Annotated in this window: 20 protein-coding genes; 5 read left to right on the forward strand and 15 right to left on the reverse strand. The window is 62.2% G+C overall.

Translation table 11 applies throughout. The features are described 5' to 3' along the window. Positions 1 to 189: 189 nt before the first annotated feature. Positions 190 to 2319: a polyribonucleotide nucleotidyltransferase gene (gene pnp / locus DOM36_RS09840; protein ID WP_157958617.1), complete on the forward strand. Its 2130-nt coding sequence runs from the start codon at positions 190 to 192 to the stop codon at positions 2317 to 2319. A 65-nt stretch (positions 2320 to 2384) separates the two neighbouring features. Here pnp and DOM36_RS09845 read toward each other — a convergent pair whose 3' ends face one another. The 9 genes from DOM36_RS09845 to dksA form a co-directional block, all read right to left on the reverse strand. Further along, positions 2385 to 3410 carry an acyltransferase gene (locus DOM36_RS09845; RefSeq protein WP_110642995.1) on the reverse strand — a complete coding sequence of 342 codons (1026 nt, stop codon included), beginning with the start codon at positions 3408 to 3410 and terminating at the stop codon, positions 2385 to 2387. Between the two features lie 153 nt (positions 3411 to 3563). Next, on the reverse strand, positions 3564 to 4520 hold the full coding sequence (gene coaA / locus DOM36_RS09850; protein WP_075571089.1) for a type I pantothenate kinase: 957 nt from the start codon (positions 4518 to 4520) through the stop codon (positions 3564 to 3566). A gap of 50 nt (positions 4521 to 4570) precedes the next feature. Beyond that, positions 4571 to 5065, reverse strand: coding sequence for a GNAT family N-acetyltransferase (locus DOM36_RS09855; protein WP_075571090.1), 495 nt, complete (start codon positions 5063 to 5065; stop codon positions 4571 to 4573). Then, positions 5058 to 5933: a pantoate--beta-alanine ligase gene (gene panC, locus DOM36_RS09860; protein ID WP_110642996.1), complete on the reverse strand. Its 876-nt coding sequence runs from the start codon at positions 5931 to 5933 to the stop codon at positions 5058 to 5060. The genes DOM36_RS09855 and panC overlap by 8 nt, the downstream gene beginning before the upstream one ends. Beyond that, positions 5933 to 6724 (reverse strand): 3-methyl-2-oxobutanoate hydroxymethyltransferase, encoded by a 792-nt coding sequence (panB, locus tag DOM36_RS09865; RefSeq protein ID WP_075571092.1) that lies wholly within the window; start codon positions 6722 to 6724, stop codon positions 5933 to 5935. The genes panC and panB overlap by 1 nt, the downstream gene beginning before the upstream one ends. Before the next feature lie 204 nt (positions 6725 to 6928). Beyond that, positions 6929 to 7420, reverse strand: coding sequence for a 2-amino-4-hydroxy-6-hydroxymethyldihydropteridine diphosphokinase (folK, locus tag DOM36_RS09870; protein WP_110642997.1), 492 nt, complete (start codon positions 7418 to 7420; stop codon positions 6929 to 6931). Continuing rightward, complete coding sequence (pcnB, locus tag DOM36_RS09875; protein WP_075571094.1) at positions 7413 to 8855, reverse strand: polynucleotide adenylyltransferase PcnB; 1443 nt, start codon at positions 8853 to 8855, stop codon at positions 7413 to 7415. The genes folK and pcnB overlap by 8 nt, the downstream gene beginning before the upstream one ends. A gap of 1201 nt (positions 8856 to 10056) precedes the next feature. Continuing rightward, positions 10057 to 10947 carry a tRNA glutamyl-Q(34) synthetase GluQRS gene (gene gluQRS / locus DOM36_RS09880; RefSeq protein ID WP_110642998.1) on the reverse strand — a complete coding sequence of 297 codons (891 nt, stop codon included), beginning with the start codon at positions 10945 to 10947 and terminating at the stop codon, positions 10057 to 10059. Positions 10948 to 11040: 93 nt separating this feature from the next. Continuing rightward, a complete protein-coding gene (gene dksA, locus DOM36_RS09885) occupies positions 11041 to 11478 on the reverse strand; it encodes an RNA polymerase-binding protein DksA (protein ID WP_075571096.1) in 438 nt (145 codons plus the stop codon). A gap of 260 nt (positions 11479 to 11738) precedes the next feature. Here dksA and sfsA point away from each other — a divergent pair, with 260 nt between their 5' ends. Then, complete coding sequence (gene sfsA, locus DOM36_RS09890) at positions 11739 to 12500, forward strand: DNA/RNA nuclease SfsA (protein WP_075571097.1); 762 nt, start codon at positions 11739 to 11741, stop codon at positions 12498 to 12500. Here sfsA and metW read toward each other — a convergent pair. The 5 genes from metW to DOM36_RS09915 all read right to left on the reverse strand — a co-directional run bounded on the left by metW (position 12497) and on the right by DOM36_RS09915 (position 16707). Beyond that, the gene (metW, locus tag DOM36_RS09895) at positions 12497 to 13093 is read right to left on the reverse strand and encodes a methionine biosynthesis protein MetW (protein WP_110642999.1); all 597 of its coding nucleotides are present in this window, start codon (positions 13091 to 13093) and stop codon (positions 12497 to 12499) included. The genes sfsA and metW overlap by 4 nt on opposite strands. Next, positions 13093 to 14250, reverse strand: a complete 1158-nt coding sequence (locus DOM36_RS09900) for a homoserine O-acetyltransferase (protein WP_075571099.1) — start codon at positions 14248 to 14250, stop codon at positions 13093 to 13095. The genes metW and DOM36_RS09900 overlap by 1 nt, the downstream gene beginning before the upstream one ends. Before the next feature lie 155 nt (positions 14251 to 14405). After that, a complete protein-coding gene (locus tag DOM36_RS09905) occupies positions 14406 to 14996 on the reverse strand; it encodes a YggT family protein (RefSeq protein ID WP_110643000.1) in 591 nt (196 codons plus the stop codon). A gap of 58 nt (positions 14997 to 15054) precedes the next feature. After that, positions 15055 to 15891 (reverse strand): pyrroline-5-carboxylate reductase, encoded by an 837-nt coding sequence (proC, locus tag DOM36_RS09910; protein ID WP_110643001.1) that lies wholly within the window; start codon positions 15889 to 15891, stop codon positions 15055 to 15057. 105 nt (positions 15892 to 15996) lie between these two features. Beyond that, positions 15997 to 16707 (reverse strand): YggS family pyridoxal phosphate-dependent enzyme, encoded by a 711-nt coding sequence (locus tag DOM36_RS09915; protein WP_110643002.1) that lies wholly within the window; start codon positions 16705 to 16707, stop codon positions 15997 to 15999. Positions 16708 to 16747: 40 nt separating this feature from the next. Here DOM36_RS09915 and DOM36_RS09920 point away from each other — a divergent pair, with 40 nt between their 5' ends. Beyond that, a complete protein-coding gene (locus DOM36_RS09920) occupies positions 16748 to 17782 on the forward strand; it encodes a type IV pilus twitching motility protein PilT (RefSeq protein ID WP_110643003.1) in 1035 nt (344 codons plus the stop codon). 31 nt (positions 17783 to 17813) lie between these two features. After that, positions 17814 to 18947, forward strand: coding sequence for a PilT/PilU family type 4a pilus ATPase (locus tag DOM36_RS09925; protein ID WP_075571104.1), 1134 nt, complete (start codon positions 17814 to 17816; stop codon positions 18945 to 18947). A gap of 64 nt (positions 18948 to 19011) precedes the next feature. On the opposite strand, the gene DOM36_RS09930 is transcribed toward DOM36_RS09925, so the two are convergent. Continuing rightward, a complete protein-coding gene (locus DOM36_RS09930) occupies positions 19012 to 20127 on the reverse strand; it encodes an anhydro-N-acetylmuramic acid kinase (RefSeq protein WP_110643004.1) in 1116 nt (371 codons plus the stop codon). A 149-nt stretch (positions 20128 to 20276) separates the two neighbouring features. Between DOM36_RS09930 and tyrS the strand changes: the two genes are divergently transcribed. Beyond that, on the forward strand, positions 20277 to 21476 hold the full coding sequence (tyrS, locus tag DOM36_RS09935; RefSeq protein WP_075571106.1) for a tyrosine--tRNA ligase: 1200 nt from the start codon (positions 20277 to 20279) through the stop codon (positions 21474 to 21476). Positions 21477 to 21524 lie beyond the last annotated feature (48 nt).

Consider the following 21524-nt stretch of genomic DNA (forward strand, 5'->3'; position numbering starts at 1 on the left):
GATTCTCGATCGTCCAGAGCCGAGACCTCCACCCTCAGGGTGGAGGTCTTTGCGTTTTCAGGCAGCGTTTTTTCGTATTGACCGGTATGGGACCAAGGTCGCCCATCGGTAGCTCTCTCTTCCACGAACGCCTAGAATAAGCGCCGAGTCAAAAGACCCAATATGAATTCGACAAGTAAAGGAAAGCCCGTGAATCCGGTTCAGACCACGTTCCAGTACGGTTCGAGTACCGTCACCCTAGAAACCGGGCGCGTCGCGCGCCAAGCCACCGGCGCTGTGCTGGTCACCATGGACGACACCGTGGTGCTGTGTACCGTCGTCGGTCGCAAGAACCTCAAGCCCGGCCAGGATTTCTTCCCGCTCTCCGTGCACTACCAGGAGAAGACCTACGCCGTGGGCAAGATCCCCGGTGGCTTCTTCAAGCGCGAAGGGCGTCCCACCGAGAAAGAGACGCTGACCTCGCGCCTGATCGACCGTCCGATTCGTCCGCTGTTCCCGAAAGGGTTCATGAACGAAGTGCAGGTCATCTGCACCGTGCTCTCCGCCAATCGCAACCAGGATCCTGACATCGCCGCGATGATCGGGACTTCCGCGGCGCTGGCGATCTCCGGCCTGCCGTTCAGCGGCCCCATCGGTGCGGCGCGCGTCGGCTTTACCGAGTCACGTGGCTACTTCCTCAACCCGACGGTCGAAGAGCTCGCTACCTCCGAGCTCAACATGGTCGTGGCCGGAACCGACAAGGCCGTGCTGATGGTCGAGTCGGAAGCGCAGGAACTGACCGAAGACGAGATGCTGGGCGGGGTGCTCTACGCCCACCAGGAAATGCAGGTTGCGGTCGACGCGATCAAGTCTCTGGTCGGCGAAGCGGGCAAACCGAAGTGGGATTGGCAGCCGGCCGCCGTCAATGGCGAGCTCAAGGAAGCCATTGCCGCCAGCTTCGAGTCCGCCGTGGGCGAGGCCTATCGCATCACCGACAAGATGGCGCGTCAGGATGCGCTGGCCGAGATCAAAAACAAGGCGATCGAGCAGCTGGCCAGCGGTGATGCGCCGCAGTACAGCGTCGATGAGGTCAGCGGCGCGCTGGCCAGCCTCGAGAAGCACACCGTGCGTCGTCGTGTCGTCGCCGGTGAGCCGCGCATCGATGGCCGTGACCACAAGACCGTGCGCCCGCTGGACATCAGTGTCGGCGTGCTGCCGCGCACCCACGGTTCGGCCCTGTTCACCCGTGGCGAGACTCAGGCGGTGGTCATCGCCACCCTGGGCACGCTGCGCGACGCTCAGCTGATCGAATCACTGGAAGGCGAGCGCAAGGATCGCTTCCTGATGCACTACAACTTCCCTCCGTACAGCGTGGGCGAAGCCGGCTTCATGGGTGGCCCCAAGCGTCGCGAGATCGGTCATGGTCGTCTGGCCCGCCGCGGTATCCAGGCGATGCTGCCGAGCGAGGCGGATTTCCCCTACACCATTCGCGTCGTCTCCGAGATCACCGAATCCAACGGTTCCAGCTCGATGGCCTCCGTGTGCGGCTCCTCGCTGGCGCTGATGGATGCCGGCGTGCCGATCAAGGCGCCGGTGGCGGGTATCGCCATGGGGCTGGTCAAGAATGACGATGGCTACGCCGTGCTGACCGACATCCTGGGCGACGAGGATCATCTCGGCGACATGGACTTCAAGGTGGCCGGTTCCGCCAACGGCGTGACCGCGCTGCAGATGGACATCAAGATCGAAGGCATCAACGAAGAGATCATGGAGACCGCGCTGCAGCAGGCGCATCAGGCTCGCATCGAGATTCTCGACCAGATGAATGCCGTGATCGGCCAGAGCCGCACCGAGGTCTCCGACCACGCCCCGGCGATGCAGACGATCAAGATCTCTCCGGACAAGATTCGTGATGTCATCGGCAAGGGCGGCGCGACCATTCGCAGCATCTGCGAAGAGACCGGCGCCTCGATCGACATCGACGACGACGGCACCGTGCGGATCTACGCCGAGGATCGCTCCGCCGCCAAGCGGGCCATCGATACCGTGCTCGGGATCACTGCCGAAGCCGAAATCGGCAAGCTCTACCGCGGCAAGGTCGTGCGTCTGGCCGACTTCGGCGCCTTCGTCAACTTCATGCCGGGTACCGATGGCCTCGTGCACATCTCGCAGATCGTGCCGGAGCGCGTCAACGACGTGAAGGAATATCTGAACGAAGGCCAGGAAGTGACCGTCAAGGTGCTCGATATCGACAACCGCAATCGCGTGAAGCTGTCGATCAAGGAGATCACTCCGGAAGAGAAAGCCGCTTTCGAAGCGACGCTCGTCACCGAAGAGTAATTCTTCGGCGGTGACCGACGACGCCCGGCCTGCATCCTGCAGGCCGGGCGTTTTTCATGGGCGTCTCATGCCGTGACAGCTCGAGGGCGCGGCATCGGCAGATGGCGCTTGAGCTGTCGCGAGAACTTCTTCTCCACGAACTCGAAGCTGAGCCACGAGCAGACCGCGATGATCGGCAGGCAGATCGCCAGCGCCAGGTAAGGACTCAGACCGAACTGCTCGGTCAGCACGTAGTTTCCCGACCACAGCACGATCACGTGGAGCAGGTAGGTGGAGTAGGACCAATCCCCCATCGCCTTGAACACGCGATTGTCGCCGATACGCGACTCCAGTCCGATGAACGCGATGACCAGTAGCGCACTGGGCAGGCCCCAGGCAAAAAAGCGCTTGGCTCCCGAGGGATCGTCGAAGCACAGAATGGTCGCGGTGCTGGCAACTGCCAGTGCCAAGGGCCACCAGCGGCCCCCGGGAATGCCGCAGCGGGTGTAGACGGCACCGATCCCCAGGCCGAGCAGGAACTGGAAGATGATCGGATCGGTATAGAAGTTGCTGATGAACGGTTGATGCGCGAATAGCGTGTTGATGACCACGATGGTCAGTACCACGGCCCACAGCCGCCACTCGCGTTTGAGCATCAGCGAAGCGGCGAAGACGAGATAGAACAGCATCTCGAAGTTGAGGGTCCAGCCGACCGGCAAGATCGGATAGTAGCCGTAGCCGGCCGGGTTTTCGGTGGGAATGAAGAACAGCGACAGGATCAACGGCTTCAGGCCCAGGCCGTACTCGGGCATGACGTCGCTGGCAAAATAGATGACCAGCGCGGTGATGGCGGTGTAGAGCCAGTAGGCGGGAACGATTCTGACGACGCGATGCAGCAGAAACTGTGGCGTCGTCAGCCGCTTGCCACGACTCGAAACCGTGATGACGAAGCCGCTGATGACGAAGAAGATATCCACACCCACCTGGCCACGGGTGGAAAACAGATATTCGACCCAATTATCCGCCTTGAAACCGAAAAATACCTGCATGAAGTGATGAAAGACGACGATCCACGCCGCCAGGGCTCGTAGCGCCTGTACTGAAATCAGCATCCTTACTTATCCTGCCCATGAACTCCCAAGACGCTCTATGGGAAGGGCAGCAAGCGAAAAAGTTCGGTGGTTTTACACAAAATGACAAAACGGTGTTTCTGAATCGGCCGCTCCGCAAGGTTGGTGAGCGCCTCGGTTAGCGTTCGGTCGCGATCACAGCTTGCGTAACGCGACCTGTTCCACCAGGTGGTCACGGCCCTTGCGCAGGATCAGATCGGCACGAGGGCGGGTGGGCAGAATGTTCTCGCGCAGGTTGCGTCGATTGATATCCCGCCATAGCCCTTCGGCGATCTCCACGGCCTCGCTTTCGCCGATCTGAGCATAGCGATGGAAGAACGAATCGGCGTTCTGGAAGGCGGTCTGTCGCAGCAGCTTGAAGCGTTCCAGATACCACTCGTGAATATGATTCTCCTCGGCATCGATGTAGATCGAGAAGTCGAAGAAATCCGACACGAACGGCACCATCTTGCCGTCTTCCGGCAGGTCGCGGACCTGTAGCACGTTGATGCCTTCGACGATCAGGATGTCGGGGCGATCGACGGTCTGGTATTCATGTTCGCGCACGTCGTAGGTCAGGTGCGAATAGAGCGGCGCCTGAACGTTGCGCGCTCCGGCCTTGATCCAGGACAAGAAGCGCAGCAGGGCGCCGATATCGTAACTCTCCGGAAAGCCCTTGCGAGCCATCAGGTCCCTGTCGCGTAACGTGGCATTGGGGTAGAGAAAGCCATCGGTCGTGACCAGGTCGACCTTGGGGCTGGAAGGCCAGCGTGCCAGCAGCTCCTTGAGAATGCGTGACGTGGTCGATTTTCCCACGGCGACGGAACCGGCGATGCCGATGATGAACGGCGTCTTCTGGGTGTCGTCGATATCCAGGAACCGCTTGCGCTGGGCGTAAAGCCGCTGGCTCGCTTCGACATAGGACGAGAGCAGGCGCGACAGCGACAGGTAGATCCGCCGTACCTCGCCCAGATCGATCGGATCGTTGAGCGAACGCAGCCGCTGCAACTCCTCGGCGGAGAGGGTCTGCGGCGTGTCGGCTCGAAATTCGGCCCACTGCTCGGCCGTGTAGAACTGATACGGGGAGAAGGGGTCCGGTCTCAATTGGTTCATCGTGTCTCTTCTACTGTCGAGCCGGCGGCGTCACCACGACGCGGCAGAGGCTAGAGGTCTGCACTGTCGCCATTGATGGCAAATTGTCTCAGCTGCATCGGCTGAATGCCACGCGTGTCGATCGCGCCTTGGTTGACGAAGCCCAATCGCCGATAGAGATCGATCGCTGGCTGGTTGTCGGCGAAGACATTGAGCGTGATGCGCTCGGCGCGACGCTGACGCGCCTCCGCCAGCAATCGTCGGCACAGCACCTCGCCCAGCCCCCTTCGCCTTTGCGCCGGGGAGACGATGATCCGGGCCAGATGATAGTGGCGTTCACCCTTGATGACGAGCTGGCCGAAGGCGGCCGGCCGGGACTCGGATTCGAGACAGAATGAAATCGAGTTCGGATTGGGTCCATCGATTTCCCGCCACAGCGTGTTGCCATCCGTCGGCCACGAGAGGCCTGGTCCGGCCCAGCGTTCCAGCGCCGCTGGCGTCTCGATCCATCCTGCGATAGGTGTCAGGTCCGTCGGCAGCGCCGGGCGCCAGCGAGCATCAGCCATGGCGGGTGCCGGCGTCAGGAGAGCGAAACGTGACGGCGAGATTGTCGATCAAGCGCGTCGACCCGAGATAGACCGCGCCCAGCAGGCGGCCTTCGCGATGCTTCGCGGCATCGAATGGCGCCAGCAATGGTCCGCGGAGTTCCAGATAGTCGAGTCGAAAGCCGGCTTCCTGCAGCGCCTGCGTGGCATCCGCCAGCGCGGTGCCGGGCGACTGGCCGCTGGACAGCGCATCGCGGCAGCGCGATAGCATCAGGTGGAAGGTGGGCGCCAGCGCACGGTCGCTCGCGGTGAGATAGCCGTTGCGCGAAGAGAGCGCAAGACCGTCTTCGGCTCGAACGGTGGGCACGCCGACGATCTCGATCGGGAAGTGAAGGTCGGCGACCAGCTTGCGTATGACGGCCAGCTGCTGGAAGTCCTTCTCGCCAAAACAGGCGATGTCCGGCTGGATGAGATGAAACAGCAGCGACACCACTGTGGCGACGCCATCGAAGTGGCCGACGCGAGTTCCCCCGCAAAGCCCCTCGGAAACGTCCGGCACGTGGATCGTCGTCTGTGACTCGAGGCCACCGGGATAGAGCGTCTCGACACTGGGGACGAACAGCACATCGCAGCCGCGTGTCGCCAGCTGCTCGCGATCGTCATCGAGCGTGCGCGGGTACTGGCCAAAATCCTCGCCTGCGCCGAACTGCAGCGGATTGACGAACAGCGTGGCAACGACCACATCGGCCAACGCTCGGGCGCGATCGACAAGGCTCAGGTGGCCCTCGTGCAGGTTGCCCATGGTCGGAACCAGCGCGATGCGCCGGCCGGCGATCCGGTGCTCACGCAGGGTTTCACGCAGTGGCGCGATCTCGTGCAACGTCTGCATCAGAAGCAGTGCTCCTCGGCTGGGAAGCGGCGGGATTTGACTGCCTCGTCGTAGGCGCCAAACGCCGCTTCGATGCTCTCCTGGCCTTTCAGGAAATTCTGCACGAAACGGGGCACGTAGCCGCTGCTCAGGCCCAGCGTGTCGTGCATGACCAAAATCTGTCCATCCACGTCCGGCCCGGCGCCGATCCCGATGACAGGAGCGTCGACGGCCTCACGCACGGCCCGGCCGACGACTCGAGGCACGCACTCGAGCAGGATCACTGACGCGCCGGCCTCGACCAGCAGCCGGGCGTCCTGGACGATGCGCTCTGCATCGTCGGCGGCCTTGCCCTGGACCTTGAAGCCTCCCAACTGGTGGACACTTTGCGGGGTCAAGCCGAGGTGTGCGCAGACCGGCACGCCGCGACGCGAGAGTTCGCGAATGCCGTCGGCCATCCACGCCTCGCCCTCGATCTTGATCAGCTCGGCACCGGCGCGCATCAATTCGCCGGCGTCGCGCAGCAGCTGGCCGGTATCGGCGTTGCTCATGAACGGCAGATCGACCATCAGCAGGCTTCGCTGCTTGCCACGCGCCACGCACTTCGTGTGATAACGGATGTCTTCCAGCGTGACCGGCAGGGTGCTGGCGTGGCCCTGCAGCACCATGCCCAGCGAATCGCCGACCAGCAGCACATCGATTCCGGCCGAATCGGCACAGCGCGCCAGGGTGGCGTCGTAGGCGGTCAGGCAACTGAAAGCTTCTCCGCGCGCCTTGCAGTCGCGCAGCGTATTGAGGGTGACACGCTTCATGCTTTCTCTCCCATGGATGGCGAGACCGCCGGCCGACATCGGCTGCCTCGCCCGATGCCGCCGCGTAGGGCTACGAGTTAACGCATCCTGAGGCGGGTGCGGAGCCGAGTGCGAGCGGCTGTCGAGCAGGGAGTGTAATGGGTTGTCGACAAGACGCAACACGACGTTGGCGGCATGGGGGCTTCATGGATCGGCACACCCGATTCATGGTGTCAGCCGAGTCAGCGTCTGGTCCGAGAGCCTGGCGGCAAGAGTCAGCGGCGATTGGCCATCGATGGAGAGCGTCGGGGCAATTTCAGCCAGCGGTTCGAGCACGAATCGGCGATGGCGCATCTGCGGGTGGGGCAGCGTCAGGCGGGGCGAGTGTCGCTCGAGGCCCGCATACCACAACAGATCCAGATCCAGCGTGCGCGGCCCCCAGTGGCGATTGCGCACCCGGCGATGGCGCTGCTCGAGCGCCTGGAGCTGATCGAGTAGCGCCAGCGGCGAGAGCCGGGTGCGGATCGCGGCGACGGCGTTGATGAAGTCGGGCTGATCCTGCGGGCCGACGGGAGCACTGGTATAGAGCGACGAGCGTGCGACGCACTCGCTCAGAGGCAGCGACCCCAGGGCCGAAAGCGCTCGTTCCAACTGATCCCGTGGCGCTTCCAGATTGCTGCCGAGGCCAATGTAGGCCAAGCGCTGGCGTTCAGTCATCCAGCGTCGGAGGGGTCGGCTTGTTGGTCGGACGCCGGCGCTTGCGCGGGCGGCGTCGGCGCGGCTTGGAACCAGGCCCGGCAGCGGGGGTGGCAGCGTTGCCGCCACCGGTAGTTGCCATCAGCTCCCGCTGGCCCTCTTCGTCGGCCTGCTGGAACTGGGTCCACCATTCGCCGAGCCCGGGGGATATCTCGCCAGCTTCCTCACGCAGCAGCAGGAAGTCATAGGCAGCCCGAAAACGCGGATGTTCCAGTGTCTGGAATACCCGACGCCCGCGGCGGCGCGGGAGCTGCTGCTGCAGATCCCAGATGTCGCGCATCGGCATGCTGAAGCGCTTGGGAATCGAGGTATGCTGCAGCTGCCGAGTGATGACCTGTTGCGCCGCGGCCTGTTGTGCCGGGATGTCCGGCAGGTCCTGCTCGTGGGCGACACGCAGCGTGCGTTGCTGTACGCAGGGCCATAGCAGGGCACCAAACAGAAACGCGGGCGTAACCGGCCGATCCTGGGCAATCCGCGCATCGGTATTGGCCAGCGCCTGTTCGACGAGCGCGACCGCCCAGGGCTGCTGGTCGAGCACTTCATCGCTTTCCGGAAACAGCATGGCGAACAGCCCGCGTTCACGCAGTACGCGAAAGCTCTGCAGGGCGTGGCCTGACAGAAACAGCTTGAGCACTTCCTCGAACAGTCTTGCCGGGGGAATCTGCAGCAACAGCGGGGCCAGTTCGCGGATCGGTGCCTCGGTCTCCTCGGCGATCCGAAAATCGAGCTTGGCGGCGAAACGGGCCGCTCGCAGCATGCGTACTGGATCTTCGCGATAGCGGGTTTCCGGATCACCGATCATGCGCAGAACGCGGTCCTCGAGATCCTGAAGGCCGCCAGTCCAATCGTGGATCGCGAAATCGGTGACGCTGTAATAAAGCGCGTTGACGGTGAAGTCGCGGCGGATCGCGTCCTCTTCGACGCTGCCCCAGACATTGTCGCGGAGCAGCAAGCCTTCGTCCGACTGCTGGCTGTGATTGCCGGCGTGTTCTTCGCCGTGGCGGCCACGGAAAGTCGTGACTTCGATGACCTCGCGGCCGAAACGTACGTGAACGATCCGAAATCGACGGCCGATGATGCGGGAGTTGCGAAATAGCTGACGCACCTCGTCCGGCGTCGCATTGGTCGCGACGTCGAAATCCTTGGGTCGATTGCCGAGTAGCGAGTCGCGAATACAGCCGCCGACCAGATAGGCATCGTAGCCGGCACCATTGAGCCGGTACAGCACCTTGAGCGCGCTCTCGCTGAGGTTCTGGCGCGAGACATTATGTTCGTCGCGAGGCAGGACTTGTCGGGTAGGCGTTGTGTCTTCGGCAGCTGACGCGGATTCCGGGCCGAAGAAAGTCTTCAAACGTTCACCGGGACGTTGGAGAAAGCGGGAAAATCCTTTGAACATGCGGCGAAATCGACTCGCGAGGTAGCAAAACTCCAGTGTAGCGGAGCCCAGCAGGCTTGCAAAGGCAAGCGGGCGCTACCGGGTGGCTGAAAAAGTTTCGGAACAGGTCGATTGACGGGGGATGGAGGGGATAAGTCACAGCGGGAAGACGGTAGCGAACCATCCGTTTAATACCGGCATCGTTGACGGACGCCGCTTGGCGTCATTGGCCGGCAGGGCCGACAGTGCGGGCGGAAGTGATGTCGTTAATCGGCAGGCTAAGTTGTCATCAGGTTAACCAATATCAGGTTAACTAATGCCAGGTTAACTAATCATCGGGTTAACTAATAAGCGGGCTCGCTCACTAGCGTGGCTAGTAATCAGTTTGCTGAGCAAGTCAGTGCGTTCGGTAGGTTAAGTGCGCTCAGTAAAAAGGGAGACCCGGCGGGTCTCCCTTCGTAAGCATGCTTCGCAACGTCCATGCCGCTTCTTCTTGTTCGTGATGGCGCATCGCCTTGAATACGCACCACAGTCGCTGAACGATAGTGCAGTCACTGGCTTGTCGTTGTCAGCTTTGCTGTGTAGCGACCACCTCGTATTCAAAACAATAATCCAACCACGACAGGCAATGCCCTCTCTCGGTTCTTGTCGTTGTTCCGAGAAGTCTTCGGGTCACCGGGAGGCTTGTTGTTGTTGCCCGTTGATGAAGATCGTCGCGTCCTGATTTTGCGTCGGCTCGAGAACGATTGTTGTTGTTCGTGTTCTCGTTCGCATGCTGCCCATGTTGTCGTTATTGGGTCAGTGGCGATCTGCCTTCCTAGGTTGAGTGCCGTCTTGTTGTTGTTGTTGTGGGCTTTTGGGGACTTCCGATCAAAGATTGTTGTTGGGTTGGATCGGCACCCGCTGTTGTTTTTCTTGTCTTAGATACTGCACTTGCCGTGCCACTCCATATTTTTTTCATATAAAACATGTAGTTAATGGCTTTCTGTTACATCAGTTCGTTTTGCGATCCGATTCCCGTATGACTCAGATGATTCATGAGGGGGCATCTGGGGGGCGCAGTGCCTGCTTGTGGTGCATCCCTCGGCGCAATGGCGACAGGGTGGCGCAAAACGACGCGAGTTTCGCTTAGACAATAGTCTTCAATCGAAAGAGGGAGCCGGTTTTGGCCTGCCTCGAGAGCGTTGGCGTAGGGGAAAACCGCTGAAACACGGATGGGCGATCAGTGAAGATCGCGGGTGGGTGTCGCCGTCAATGCCTCGGGCGCCCAGTGTCGGCTGGCATGCGCGAGTTGCATGGCGACAGGCGCCTCGCGCAGTTCGGGCGGTGGTTGCTGGTCGAGCAGCTGCAGTGCGTGGTAGAGCAGCGGTCGAGCCTTTACGGGGTCGTCGGGGATGGCGGTCGCGAGATTCTGTTTGGATAGCTTCTGGCCGTCGCTGCCCAGAATCAATGGCATGTGCAGATAGCGCGGCTCGGGGTAATCCAGCGCCGACTGGAGTTGTCGCTGCCAGGGTGTGTTGTCGAGCAGATCGTAACCGCGAACGATATCGGTGACGCCCTGGTCCGCATCATCGACCACCACGGCCAGTTGGTAGGCCCATAGGCCATCCTTGCGCTTGATGACCACGTCGCCCTGACCGGAAGGATCGAGACATTGGCGGCCAAACAGCCGATCCTGCCAGATTATCGGTTGCACGCCCTTGTCGGTGCGCAGACGCCAGGCCTGCTTGCGTTCGGGATGCCGCGAGCCGTGACGGCACCAACCCGGATAGTGATCATGCTGCTGCCATTCCCGCCGCGAACAGCCGCAGGGATAGGCCATGCCGTCGACGATCAGCCGGTCCAGCGCTGCCTGATAGGCTGCCCCGCGATCGCTCTGATAACGGATCTCGCCATCCCAGGTCAGACCGAAGGCTTCCAGTTGGCGCCGAATGACGTCGTCGGCGCCGGATGGGCATCGCGGCGGATCGATATCCTCGAGGCGCAGCAGCCAGCGCCCCTCGACGGCACGCGCATCGAGCCAGCTACCCAGTGCCGCGACCAGCGAACCCAGGTGCAGCGGCCCTGAGGGCGTGGGAGCGAAGCGTCCAGTGTAGCGCTTGGCAGAGGTCATCAGGATTCCAGCGGCGATCGATATCGAACAACGGAAAACAAGACGGGCACCGATCAAGGTGCCCGTCGTATCCGACAGTGTCCCGCACTGCGATCAGCCGCCGAGCTGCTTCTCCTTGAGCTCGGCCAGCGTCTTGCAGTCGACACACAGCGTGGCGGTAGGACGCGCTTCGAGGCGGCGAATGCCGATCTCGACGCCGCAGGCCTCGCAGAAACCGTAATCGTCTTCGTCGATCTTCTCGATCGTTTCGTTGATTTTCTTGAGCAGTTTGCGCTCGCGATCCCGCGTTCGCAGTTCCAGGCTGAACCCTTCCTCCTGCGTGGCGCGATCGGCAGGATCGGCGAAGTTATTGGCCTCTTCCTGCAAGTGGCGAACCGTACGGTCGACTTCTTCCATCAGATCCTGCTTCCAGCCCAGAAGGATCTCACGGAAATGCGCAAGTTGTTTTTCATTCATATACTCTTCACCCGGCGCCGGCTGGTACGGGGTGAATTGGCTAGGCGCTTCCGCTTTCTTTTCCGCTACTGGCATGGGGGCTGCCTCGTTACGCAAGTGTCGTGACGCGTTCAATCTGGCCGAGGATCGGCCGGGGCAGCGTCTGCCACTGCCCGAAGCCATGCTTATTTAGCGAAAAAGTTGCCGGTTTGCAACCGAATGGGCGCTTTATTTTTCTCATCCCCGGGGCGTGAAACCGGGGAATCGAGCTGTCATCCGCCGGGCAGGCGCCGGCAGCGACGGTTTGGCCTTCCAACCGATTCCTTCGAATCCAATGCTTTCTGGATCCGCACTGCATGAATTATCCCGCTCTCGTCCCCGGCGTGCTGTTACGACGCTACAAACGCTTCCTGGCCGATATCGAACTCGACGATGGCCGCCAGGTCATCGCGCACTGTCCAAATACGGGCTCGATGCGTGCCGTCAATGTTCCCGGCTGTCGGGTATGGCTCTCCGAGAGCACGAATCCGGCACGCAAGCTGGGCTGGACCTGGGAGCTGATCGAATTGCCCGATGGGAAGGGCGGGGTCGATCTCGTCTCGGTACACACCGGACGCGCCAATGCGCTGGTGGAGGCAGCGCTACGGGGCAGTCTCGTTCCCGAACTGGCCGGCTTCAGCGAGCTCAAGCGCGAGGTCAGCGTCGAGGGCGCCAGGCTCGATTTCCGGTTGAGAGAGGCGGAAGCGGGCGACATCTATGTCGAGGTCAAGCAGGTCACGCTGAAGGAAAGCGACGGCCACGGCTATTTTCCCGATTCGGTCAGCGAGCGTGGCCGGCGCCATCTCGAGGTGCTCGCCGAGCTGGTCGATCAGGGCCATCGAGGCGTGCTGCTGTTCTGCGTGGCGCACACCGGCATCGAGGACGTGGCTCCGGCTGCGCACCTCGATCCGGTCTATGCGCGAACGCTGGCTGCGGTGGCTGATCGCGGTGTGGAGGTCCTGGCCTATGGCTGCCGGGTGACATGGGAGCACGGGCGTCCCGGCGCAATGATGCTGGATCGCCGGCTGCCCGTGGATCTCGAACGTCGCGGGTTCGCGGCCGAGATGGCGCCTGGCTAGCGACCGCGCCGGACACGGAAGATTGCCGTTTCGCCAAACAGATTGGGCCAGAGCCGCGATGTCCAGTGCCCTTCGTGATCGGCACTGCCGACCGCTTCGTCGACGATGGTGATGCCCTTGTCGCGACACAGGCCGGCGAAGTCCTGAAACGTCGACAGGTGGATGTTGGGCGTGTCGTACCAGGCGTGCGGCAGCGAACGCGAGACCGGCATGCGACCGCGAAAGGTCAGATGCAGGCGATGCTTCCAGTAGGCGAAGTTGGGGAAGGCGATGATGCACTCCGGCGCGACCCGGAGCATTTCGTCGAGCATGGTATCCGGGCGGCGTAGTGCCTGCAGCGCCTGGGTCATGATCACCAGATCGCAGGCATCATCGACGAAATTGCCCAGGCCATCGTCGAGATTCTGTTCGAGCACGTTGACGCCCTTGCCGAGGCAGGCTGCGATCCCGTCGGCGTCGATCTCGAGGCCGTAGCCGGTGACGTTCTTGTGACGTGCCAGCGCTGCCAGCAGGGTGCCGTCGCCGCAGCCGAGGTCGAGAATGCGAGCGTTGTCGGGTACCCAGTCGTAGATCAGTTCGAGATCTGCGCGCATCAGGCTGTCTCCCCGGAGATATCGGCGTGGATGCGCCGCATGTAGCTGCCGAAAACGGCTTCATATTGATCGTTGGGCAGCAGAAAGGCGTCGTGACCGTGGGGCGAATCGACGTTGATGTAGCTGACTGCCTTGCCGGCTCGCAGTAGCGCGCTGACCAGTTCCCGTGAGCGGGCCGGAGCGAAGCGCCAGTCGGTGGTGAAGCTGATGACCAGAAAGGGGCACGCCGCTGGCGACAGTGCCGCCGCCAGGTCGCCGTCGTGCTGGCCGGCGGGATCGAAGTAATCCAGCGCCTTGGTCATCAGCAGATAGGTATTGGCATCGAAGCGGGTCGAGAAGGTATCGCCCTGATGGCGCAGATAGGACTCGACCTGAAATTCGACATCGTAGCCGAAGTTCAGTTGATCGCTACGCAGGTCGCGACCGAACCGCGACCCCATCGAATGCTCCGACAGATAGGTGATGTGGCCGATCATCCTGGCCAGTTTCAAGCCGAGCTTGGGGATGGCATCGTGATCGGCGTACCAGCCATCGTGGAAATCCGGATCCGAGCGTATGGCCTGGCGGGCCACCTCGTTGAAGGCGATGTTCTGCGCCGACAGGCGCGGAGTGGCGGCGATCACGGCGACGTTGGCGACACGCTCGGGGTAGGCCATCGTCCACTGCATCGCCTGCATGCCGCCCAGACTGCCGCCGACCACGGCGGCGAAACGCTCGATGCCGAGCCGATCTGCCAGGCGCGCCTGACTGTGGACCCAGTCCGCCACCGTCATCACGGGAAACGTGGGCCCCCACTGGTGTCCGGTCTGCGGATCGATGCTGGCGGGGCCGGTACTGCCGTGACAGCCGCCCAGGTTGTTGAGGGAAACGACGAAGAAGCGATCGGTATCGATCACCTTGCCGGGCCCGATGTAGGCGTCCCACCATCCGGGCTTGTGCTCATCGACGGTATGGTAGCCCGCCGCGTGATGGTGGCCGGAAAGCGCATGACAGATCAGCACCGCGTTGGTGTGCTCGGCATTGAGCGTGCCGTAGGTCTCGTAGACCAGGTCGAAACGTTCGAGCGTCTTGCCGCAGGCCAGTGCCAGCGGGGACTCGAATGTCGCGGTCTGCGGCGTGACCAGACCGACGGAGTCGGATGGAAAGGAAGCGGACATGAAACGGGGTAGTCTCCAGGTTCAGCGAGGACACACGATTGATGCACATCGATGTGTGCCCGAGCGCCGCCAGGCGCTATCCGGTAGCGGCCCGAAACCGGATGCGGGCCATTCTCGAGTCGTAGATTGCTGGCGGCGGTGACGACAGCTCAGTCCTAGAAGCCGACCAATGCCCCCGGCAGGCCGGCCGCACGGGCCAGCGAGCCGACGACGACGCTGTCGAGCAGATTGATGGCGATGAACACCACGATCGGCGACAGATCGATCATGCCCAGCGGCGGAATCACGCGGCGTACCGGTGCCATGATCGGTTCGACGATCTGCATCACCAGCAGCGCGCCGGGATGACTGGCTCGCGGCGCCACCCAGCTCAGAATGATCATGATGATCAGCGCGAAGAAGTAGATCTTGAGAATCGCATTGAGCACGCCGGCGATGCCCGCCAGCAGCAGGCCCTGGAGCGGGGGCATGCCGAAACCGGCGATCTGGAAGATAGCGGTGATCACGATGATCTTGAGCAGAAAACCCACGAACAGCGTGGCGATATCGATCCGGCCGAGCGGGCGCAGAATCTTCTGCACCGGGGCAACCACTGGCTGCGTTGCCTTGACGATCCCCTGGCTCAAGGGGTTGTAGTAGTCCGCCTGCGAGAATTGCAGCAAAAAGCGCAGCATCAGCACAAACAGATAGATGTTGACCAGTGTGTTGACCAGCATCAGGCCGGCGCTTCCCAGATTACTGCCCATTACGTTCTCCTAGTGATTCGGCGGATTCCATTTCGTCTCGGTTCAATCCCGATCTGACTTACTTCGACAACTCGCGCGACAGCTCGCGGGCGCGTTCGGCGCAGGCCTGAGTCGCGCGCCCCACGATATCCGCCAGACCTGCCTCCTCGAACGTTTGGATCGCGCGCTCGGTAGTGCCGTTGGGGGAGGTGACACGCCGACGCAGCTCGGCGGGGTCGAATTCGCTTTCCCGCGCCATCTTGGCGGCGCCGAACGCGGTCTGCAATGCCAGGCGGCGAGCGCTCTCGGTGGACAGGCCCAGTTCGACGCCGGCCGCCTCCAGTGACTCCATGAACAGAAAGAAGTAGGCCGGGCCGCTACCCGAAATCGCCGTGACAGCCTCGATCTGCGCTTCCTGCTCGACCCACTCGACCAGCCCCACCGATGTCAGCAGCTCGGCGACGAGTTGGCGCTGAGCATCGCTGACGCGGGCGTTGGCGTAAAGACCACTGGCGCCGGCGCCGACCAGCGAGGGCGTGTTGGGCATGCAGCGAATCACGGCCAGATCGCCTCCCAGCCAGTTGTCCAGGGTCGCGGCGTCGAGCCCGGCCGCCACCGAAACGATGAGTGGACGACGTGCCTGAACGGACTCGCGTAGCGACAGACAGAGATCGCGCATCATCTGCGGCTTGACCGCCAGAACCACGACATCGGCCTGCTGTACCGCGGCCAGATTGTCCTGCATCGTGCGGATGCCGTAGCGCTGGCTGATGTCGTCGCGTTTTTCCTGACTTCGCGACGTGGCGACGATCGCCTCGGCGGGGTATCCGCTGTCGAGCATGCCACCAAAGATGGCGCTGGCCATGTTGCCGGCACCGATGAAGGCGATCCGGCTGGGCTGTGGCGAGTCGTTCATGGCAGAGTCCTTTGAAAATGCTTTTGGATAATTCTGTTGGAAGCGGCTTGGGAAAGTCTGTGAGAGAGGCCGTGACGTCATGAGCGTGCAAGGGCGACGGCGCGCTCACTCTCCTGACGGCGGTCGGCTGCCGAAAATGGCGGTCCCCAGGCGAACGATCGTGGCGCCTTCCGCGATGGCCGCTTCCAGATCGCCGCTCATGCCCATCGAGAGCGTGTCCAGTCGGGCCTCGGGGAAGCGCTCTTGCAGTTCGGCGAATGCGGTTGCGAGCTGACGGAAAGCGTGACGCTGCTGCCGGAAATCGTCACTGGGCGCAGGCAGTGCCATCAGCCCGCGCAGCCGAATCCCGGGGAGCGACAGCAGCGTCTCGGCGAGTGCCGGCAGGTCAGCGAGCGCAACCCCCGACTTGCTGGATTCGCCGCTGATATTGAGCTGCAGGCAGACGTTGATCGCTTCGAGTTCGACCGGGCGCTGCTCGGAAAGCCGCCGGGCGATCTTCTCTCGGTCGACGCCATGCACCCAGTCGAAATGTTCGGCCACGTCGCGGGTCTTGTTCGACTGCAGCGCGCCAATGAAATGCCATTCGATGTCGTCGAGATCGGCGAGCGCCTGCCGCTTTTCCAGCGCTTCCTGCAGGTAGTTCTCGCCGAAGGCGCGTTGACCGGCGAGATAGGCCTGACGCAGCATGTCTGCTGGTTTGGTCTTGCTGACGGCAAGCAGGCGCGCGGCATCATCCGGGCGACCGGCCGCGGACAGCGCCGCCTGAAGACGCTCACGGGCGCTTGAGAGGGATTTGGACACCGACGCTTCTGGCATACTGTATGTCGACCTTACGCAGGGGATCGAATAAAAACCCATGGATATTACCGAACTGCTGGCGTTCTCGGCAAAGCACGACGCCTCCGACCTGCATCTTTCGGCTGGATTGCCGCCCATGATACGGGTAGATGGCGACATGCGCCGTCTCAACGTGCCGGCACTCGACGACAGTCAGGTGCGCCGGCTCATCTACGATGTCATGAATGATCGTCAGCGCCGCGACTTCGAGGCCGTTCTCGAGACCGATTTTTCGTTCGAGGTCACCGGTGTCTCGCGGTTTCGCGTCAACGCGTTTACGCAGGCGCGCGGGGCCGGCGCGGTCTTCCGAACCATCCCCAGCAACGTGCTGACACTCGACGATCTCGGGCTAGGTGACGTCTTCCGCCGCCTGGCGATGTTGCCACGAGGCCTGGTGCTGGTCACCGGGCCGACCGGCAGTGGCAAGTCGACGACGCTGGCGGCGATGATCGACTACATCAACAGCAATCGGCAGGAGCACATCCTCACTATCGAGGATCCGATCGAATTCGTGCACGAAAGCAAGCGCTGTCTGGTCAATCAGCGGGAAGTGCATCGCGATACCAAGGGCTTTGCGCCCGCGTTGCGGTCGGCCTTGCGCGAAGACCCGGACGTGATTCTGGTAGGCGAGCTGCGGGACCTGGAGACCATCCGTCTGGCATTGACGGCGGCCGAGACCGGACATCTGGTATTCGGTACCCTGCACACCACCTCGGCGGCCAAGACCATCGATCGGATCATCGACGTGTTCCCGGGAGACGAGAAGGGTATGGTGCGCTCGATGTTGTCCGAATCGTTGCAGGCCGTGATTTCGCAGACGTTGCTCAAGCGCGAGGGCGGTGGCCGTGTCGCGGCCCATGAAATTCTCGTGGCCACCGCGGCGATTCGCAATCTGGTTCGGGAAGGCAAGGTCGCGCAGATGTACTCGGCGATTCAGACCGGCGGCAGTTTGGGGATGCAGACGCTGGACGCGGCGCTATCCCAACTGGTGGCCGATGGCGTGGTGACGCGCCAGGAAGCCCATGCCAAATCGCGCGCCGGACTCGATCAATGAGTTCGTCCCGGATTCAGCTACCAGGAATGACATGACACCCTCTCAATGGTTTGAGCAACTCCTCGACATCATGCTGGCCAAGCAGGCCTCGGATCTGCTGATCTCGACCGGTGCACCACCCTGTCTGAAGCTGGATGGCAAGCTGATGGCGCTGGGCGACGTGCCGTTGCAACCGGATCAGGTTCGCGAGCTGGTGGCTGTCGCCCTGCCCCAGGGGCGCCGGGAGGCGTTCGAGGCCGAACACGAAGCCAATTTCGCCTTGAGCCTGAGCGGCAAGGGGCGCTTTCGGATCAGCGCGTTCTTTCAGCGTAGCCAGCCGGCCATGGTCGTGCGGCGGATCGCCTTCGATATCCCCGATCTCGAGTCGTTGGGGTTGCCGGAAGTGACGGCAACGCTGGCCTCGATCCGGCGCGGGCTGGTGCTGGTGGTCGGCGGTACCGGCAGCGGCAAGTCGACGACGTTGGCGTCGATGATCCAGCATCGCAACCGCACGGTCGGCGGCCATATCATCTGTATCGAAGACCCGATCGAGTACATGCATCCGCACCAGCGCGGCATCATCAATCAGCGGGAAGTGGGCATCGATACCGAATCCTACGAAGTCGCATTGAAGAATGCTCTGCGTCAGGCCCCCGATGTGATCATGATCGGCGAGATTCGAAGCCGCGATACCATGGAACTGGCGCTCAGTTTTGCAGAAACCGGGCATCTGTGTCTGGCCACGCTTCACGCCAACAGCGCCGACCAGGCGATCGAGCGCATTCTCAGTCTGTTTCCGCCATCGCGGCAGGAACAGGTATGGATGGATCTGTCGCTCAACCTGCGCGCCGTGGTTGCCCAGCGTCTTCTGCCGCGACAGGATGGGACCGGACGCTGCGTCGCGACCGAGGTTCTGCTCAAGTCGCCGCTGATCAGCGAGTTGATCCGGCGTGGCGAAGTGGCTGAACTGAAGGATCTGATGCGGCGTTCCCGCGAGCAGGGCATGCAGACCTTCGATCAGTCGCTCCATGAGCTGTTCCGGCGCGGGGATATCAGTGAAGACCTGGCACTGGCTCACGCCGATTCGGCCAACGATCTACGCATGCTGATCAAATTCGATGAGCGCCGACAGCCCGGTGAGAGAGATGACGACGGCGCGCGGTTTTCGCTGATCGACGACGAGTAATCCGGCCCCATGCCTGATTCGGGTGCCTTACGGGCAGAGGTCGGATCGGGTTGAGTGCCAATCATCAGGGCGCGTAGATGCCACCCAGAACGCGAGGGCCGCTGGCGCCGGTGACCTCCGGCAGATTGCCGGGCATTCGATGAATGCGGCGCCAGGCCAGCCAGGCGAAGGCCCCGGCTTCCAGCCAGTCGGCCGACCAGCCGAAGGCTTCACACCCCAGTACCGAGACTCCCGGGAGATGCGCCGCCAGACGCTGCATCAGATGGCCGTTGCGTGCGCCACCGCCGCAGACGATCAGATCCGTATTGAGGGACTCGACGAACCCGCGCGCAGCCTGTGCCACGCTCACTGCCGTCAATTCCACCAGCGTGGCCTGGACGTCGACGGCGGCTTCGTTGCCGCGCAGTCGATTTTCCACCCAGCCAAGATGAAACTGCTCCCGCCCCGTGCTCTTGGGTGGCGTGAGGTCGAAGTATGGCTCCTCCAACAGGCGTTCGAGCAGGGCTTCATCGATCCTGCCGCTGGCGGCCCAGCGTCCGTCCTCGTCGATCGGACCTTGTCGATGTCGGACGTGCCAGGCATCGATCAGCAGGTTCGCCGGGCCGGTGTCGAAGCCGATGACCGGCAGCGATGACCCGATGGGACCAAGGCGGGTCAGATTGGCGATGCCGCCAAGGTTCAGGATCAGTCGAGTACGCGTCGTATCGGTAAACAGGGCCTGGTGAAAGATCGGCGCCAGTGGCGCGGCCTGACCGCCGGCCGCCATGTCACGACGACGGAAATCGGCGACGACCTGACAGCCGGTCAGTTCGGCCAGACGGCTCGGGTTGTCGAGTTGATAGGTGAAAGGCGCATCGGCATAGGGGGCGTGCTCGATGGTTTGCCCGTGACTGCCGATGGCAGCGATCGCCTCGGGAGGCAGATCGTGGCGGCACAGTAACTGGCGTACGGCTTCGGCCTGGTGGTCACAGAATGCACTCTCGGTCGCACCCAGCGCGGCGAAGCTCACCTGCGATGCCTGCGTCAGTTCGAGCAGCGCCTTTCGCAGCTCGATGCCCAGCGGGAGACACAGGGCATCGATCAGCCGCGGGCGTTTAGCCGCTTCGTCTGCGATCTCTACCAGTGCCGCATCGATGCCATCCAGGCTGGTGCCGGACATCAATCCCACGAACAGTGCCATGAATCTCTCCTTCGTCGTTGTGAACCCATGATATGAATCGATGACATCGTGCAGCGGCCCGGGCGGGCGGTGTCTCAACGGTCCTCGAAGACTCATGTTAAGATTGCCGCCTTTCAAGCCCGATAGCGTTGGTAATGGAGACGGATACGATGGCCGAGGTCGATGAAGCGCTGGCGTTGATCAAGCGCGGCACGCAGGAGATTCTGATCGAAGATGAGCTGGTGAAAAAGCTCGAATCCGGTCGCAAGCTCCGCATCAAGGCAGGCTTCGACCCCACGGCCCCCGATCTGCACCTGGGGCACAGTGTACTGCTGACCAAGATGCGCCAGTTCCAGGAGCTAGGTCATGAGGTGATCTTCCTGATCGGCGATTTCACCGGCCGGATCGGAGATCCCACCGGCAAGAACGTGACGCGCAAGCCGCTCACCGAAGAAGAGGTCAAGGCCAACGCCCAGACCTATCGCGAGCAGGTCTTCAAGATTCTCGATCCCGACAAGACCGAAGTTCGCTTCAACGCCGAATGGTTCGGCGAGATGTCCGCGGCGGACATGATCGAGCTCTCCGCGCAATCCACCGTGGCTCGCATGCTGGAGCGCGACGACTTCGAGAAACGTTATCGTGCCGGCCAGTCGATCTCGATTCACGAGTTTCTGTACCCCTTGGTGCAGGGTTACGACTCCGTCGCGTTGAAGGCGGACATCGAACTCGGGGGGACCGACCAGAAGTTCAACCTGCTGATGGGGCGCGAAATCCAGAAGCATTTCGGGCAGGAACCGCAGGTCGTCATCACCATGCCGTTGCTGGAAGGACTGGACGGCGTGCAGAAGATGTCCAAGTCGCTGAACAACTATATCGGTGTCGACGACACGCCGGGTGTCATGTTCAACAAGCTGGTGTCGATGCCGGACAGCCTGATCTGGCGCTACTTCGAATTGTTGTCGTTGAAATCCAACGAAGAGATCGAAGCGATTCGTCAGGAAATTGATGGAGGCGCCAACCCTCGTGATATCAAGATGGCCTTGGCCAGAGAGTTGATCACGCGTTATCACGGAGCAGAAGCGGCAGCTAATGCGCACCGTTCCGCAGGTAATCAGTTGGCGGAGGGAGAGCTGCCGGACGATCTGCCGGAAGTGACGGTCGACTTCGAAGGCGCGGCGCAAGCGCCGATCGCGGCGGTGCTCAATCGCGCCAACCTGGCTAATAACAGCGCCCAGGCCAAGGACATGCTCAGCAACGGTCGGGTCAAGGTCGATGGTGAAGTCGCCGCCAAGGACACCATGCTCGAGACGGGCAAGAGTTATGTGATCCAGGCGGGCAAGAAACGCTATGCCCGTGTCTCGCTTGGTTGAGTCAATAGTTGAATACGCTGAAACGCCCGCCCCGCGCGGGCGTCGTCG

This window comes from Salinicola sp. CPA57 (assembly GCF_003206035.1).
Lineage (GTDB): Bacteria > Pseudomonadota > Gammaproteobacteria > Pseudomonadales > Halomonadaceae > Salinicola > Salinicola socius.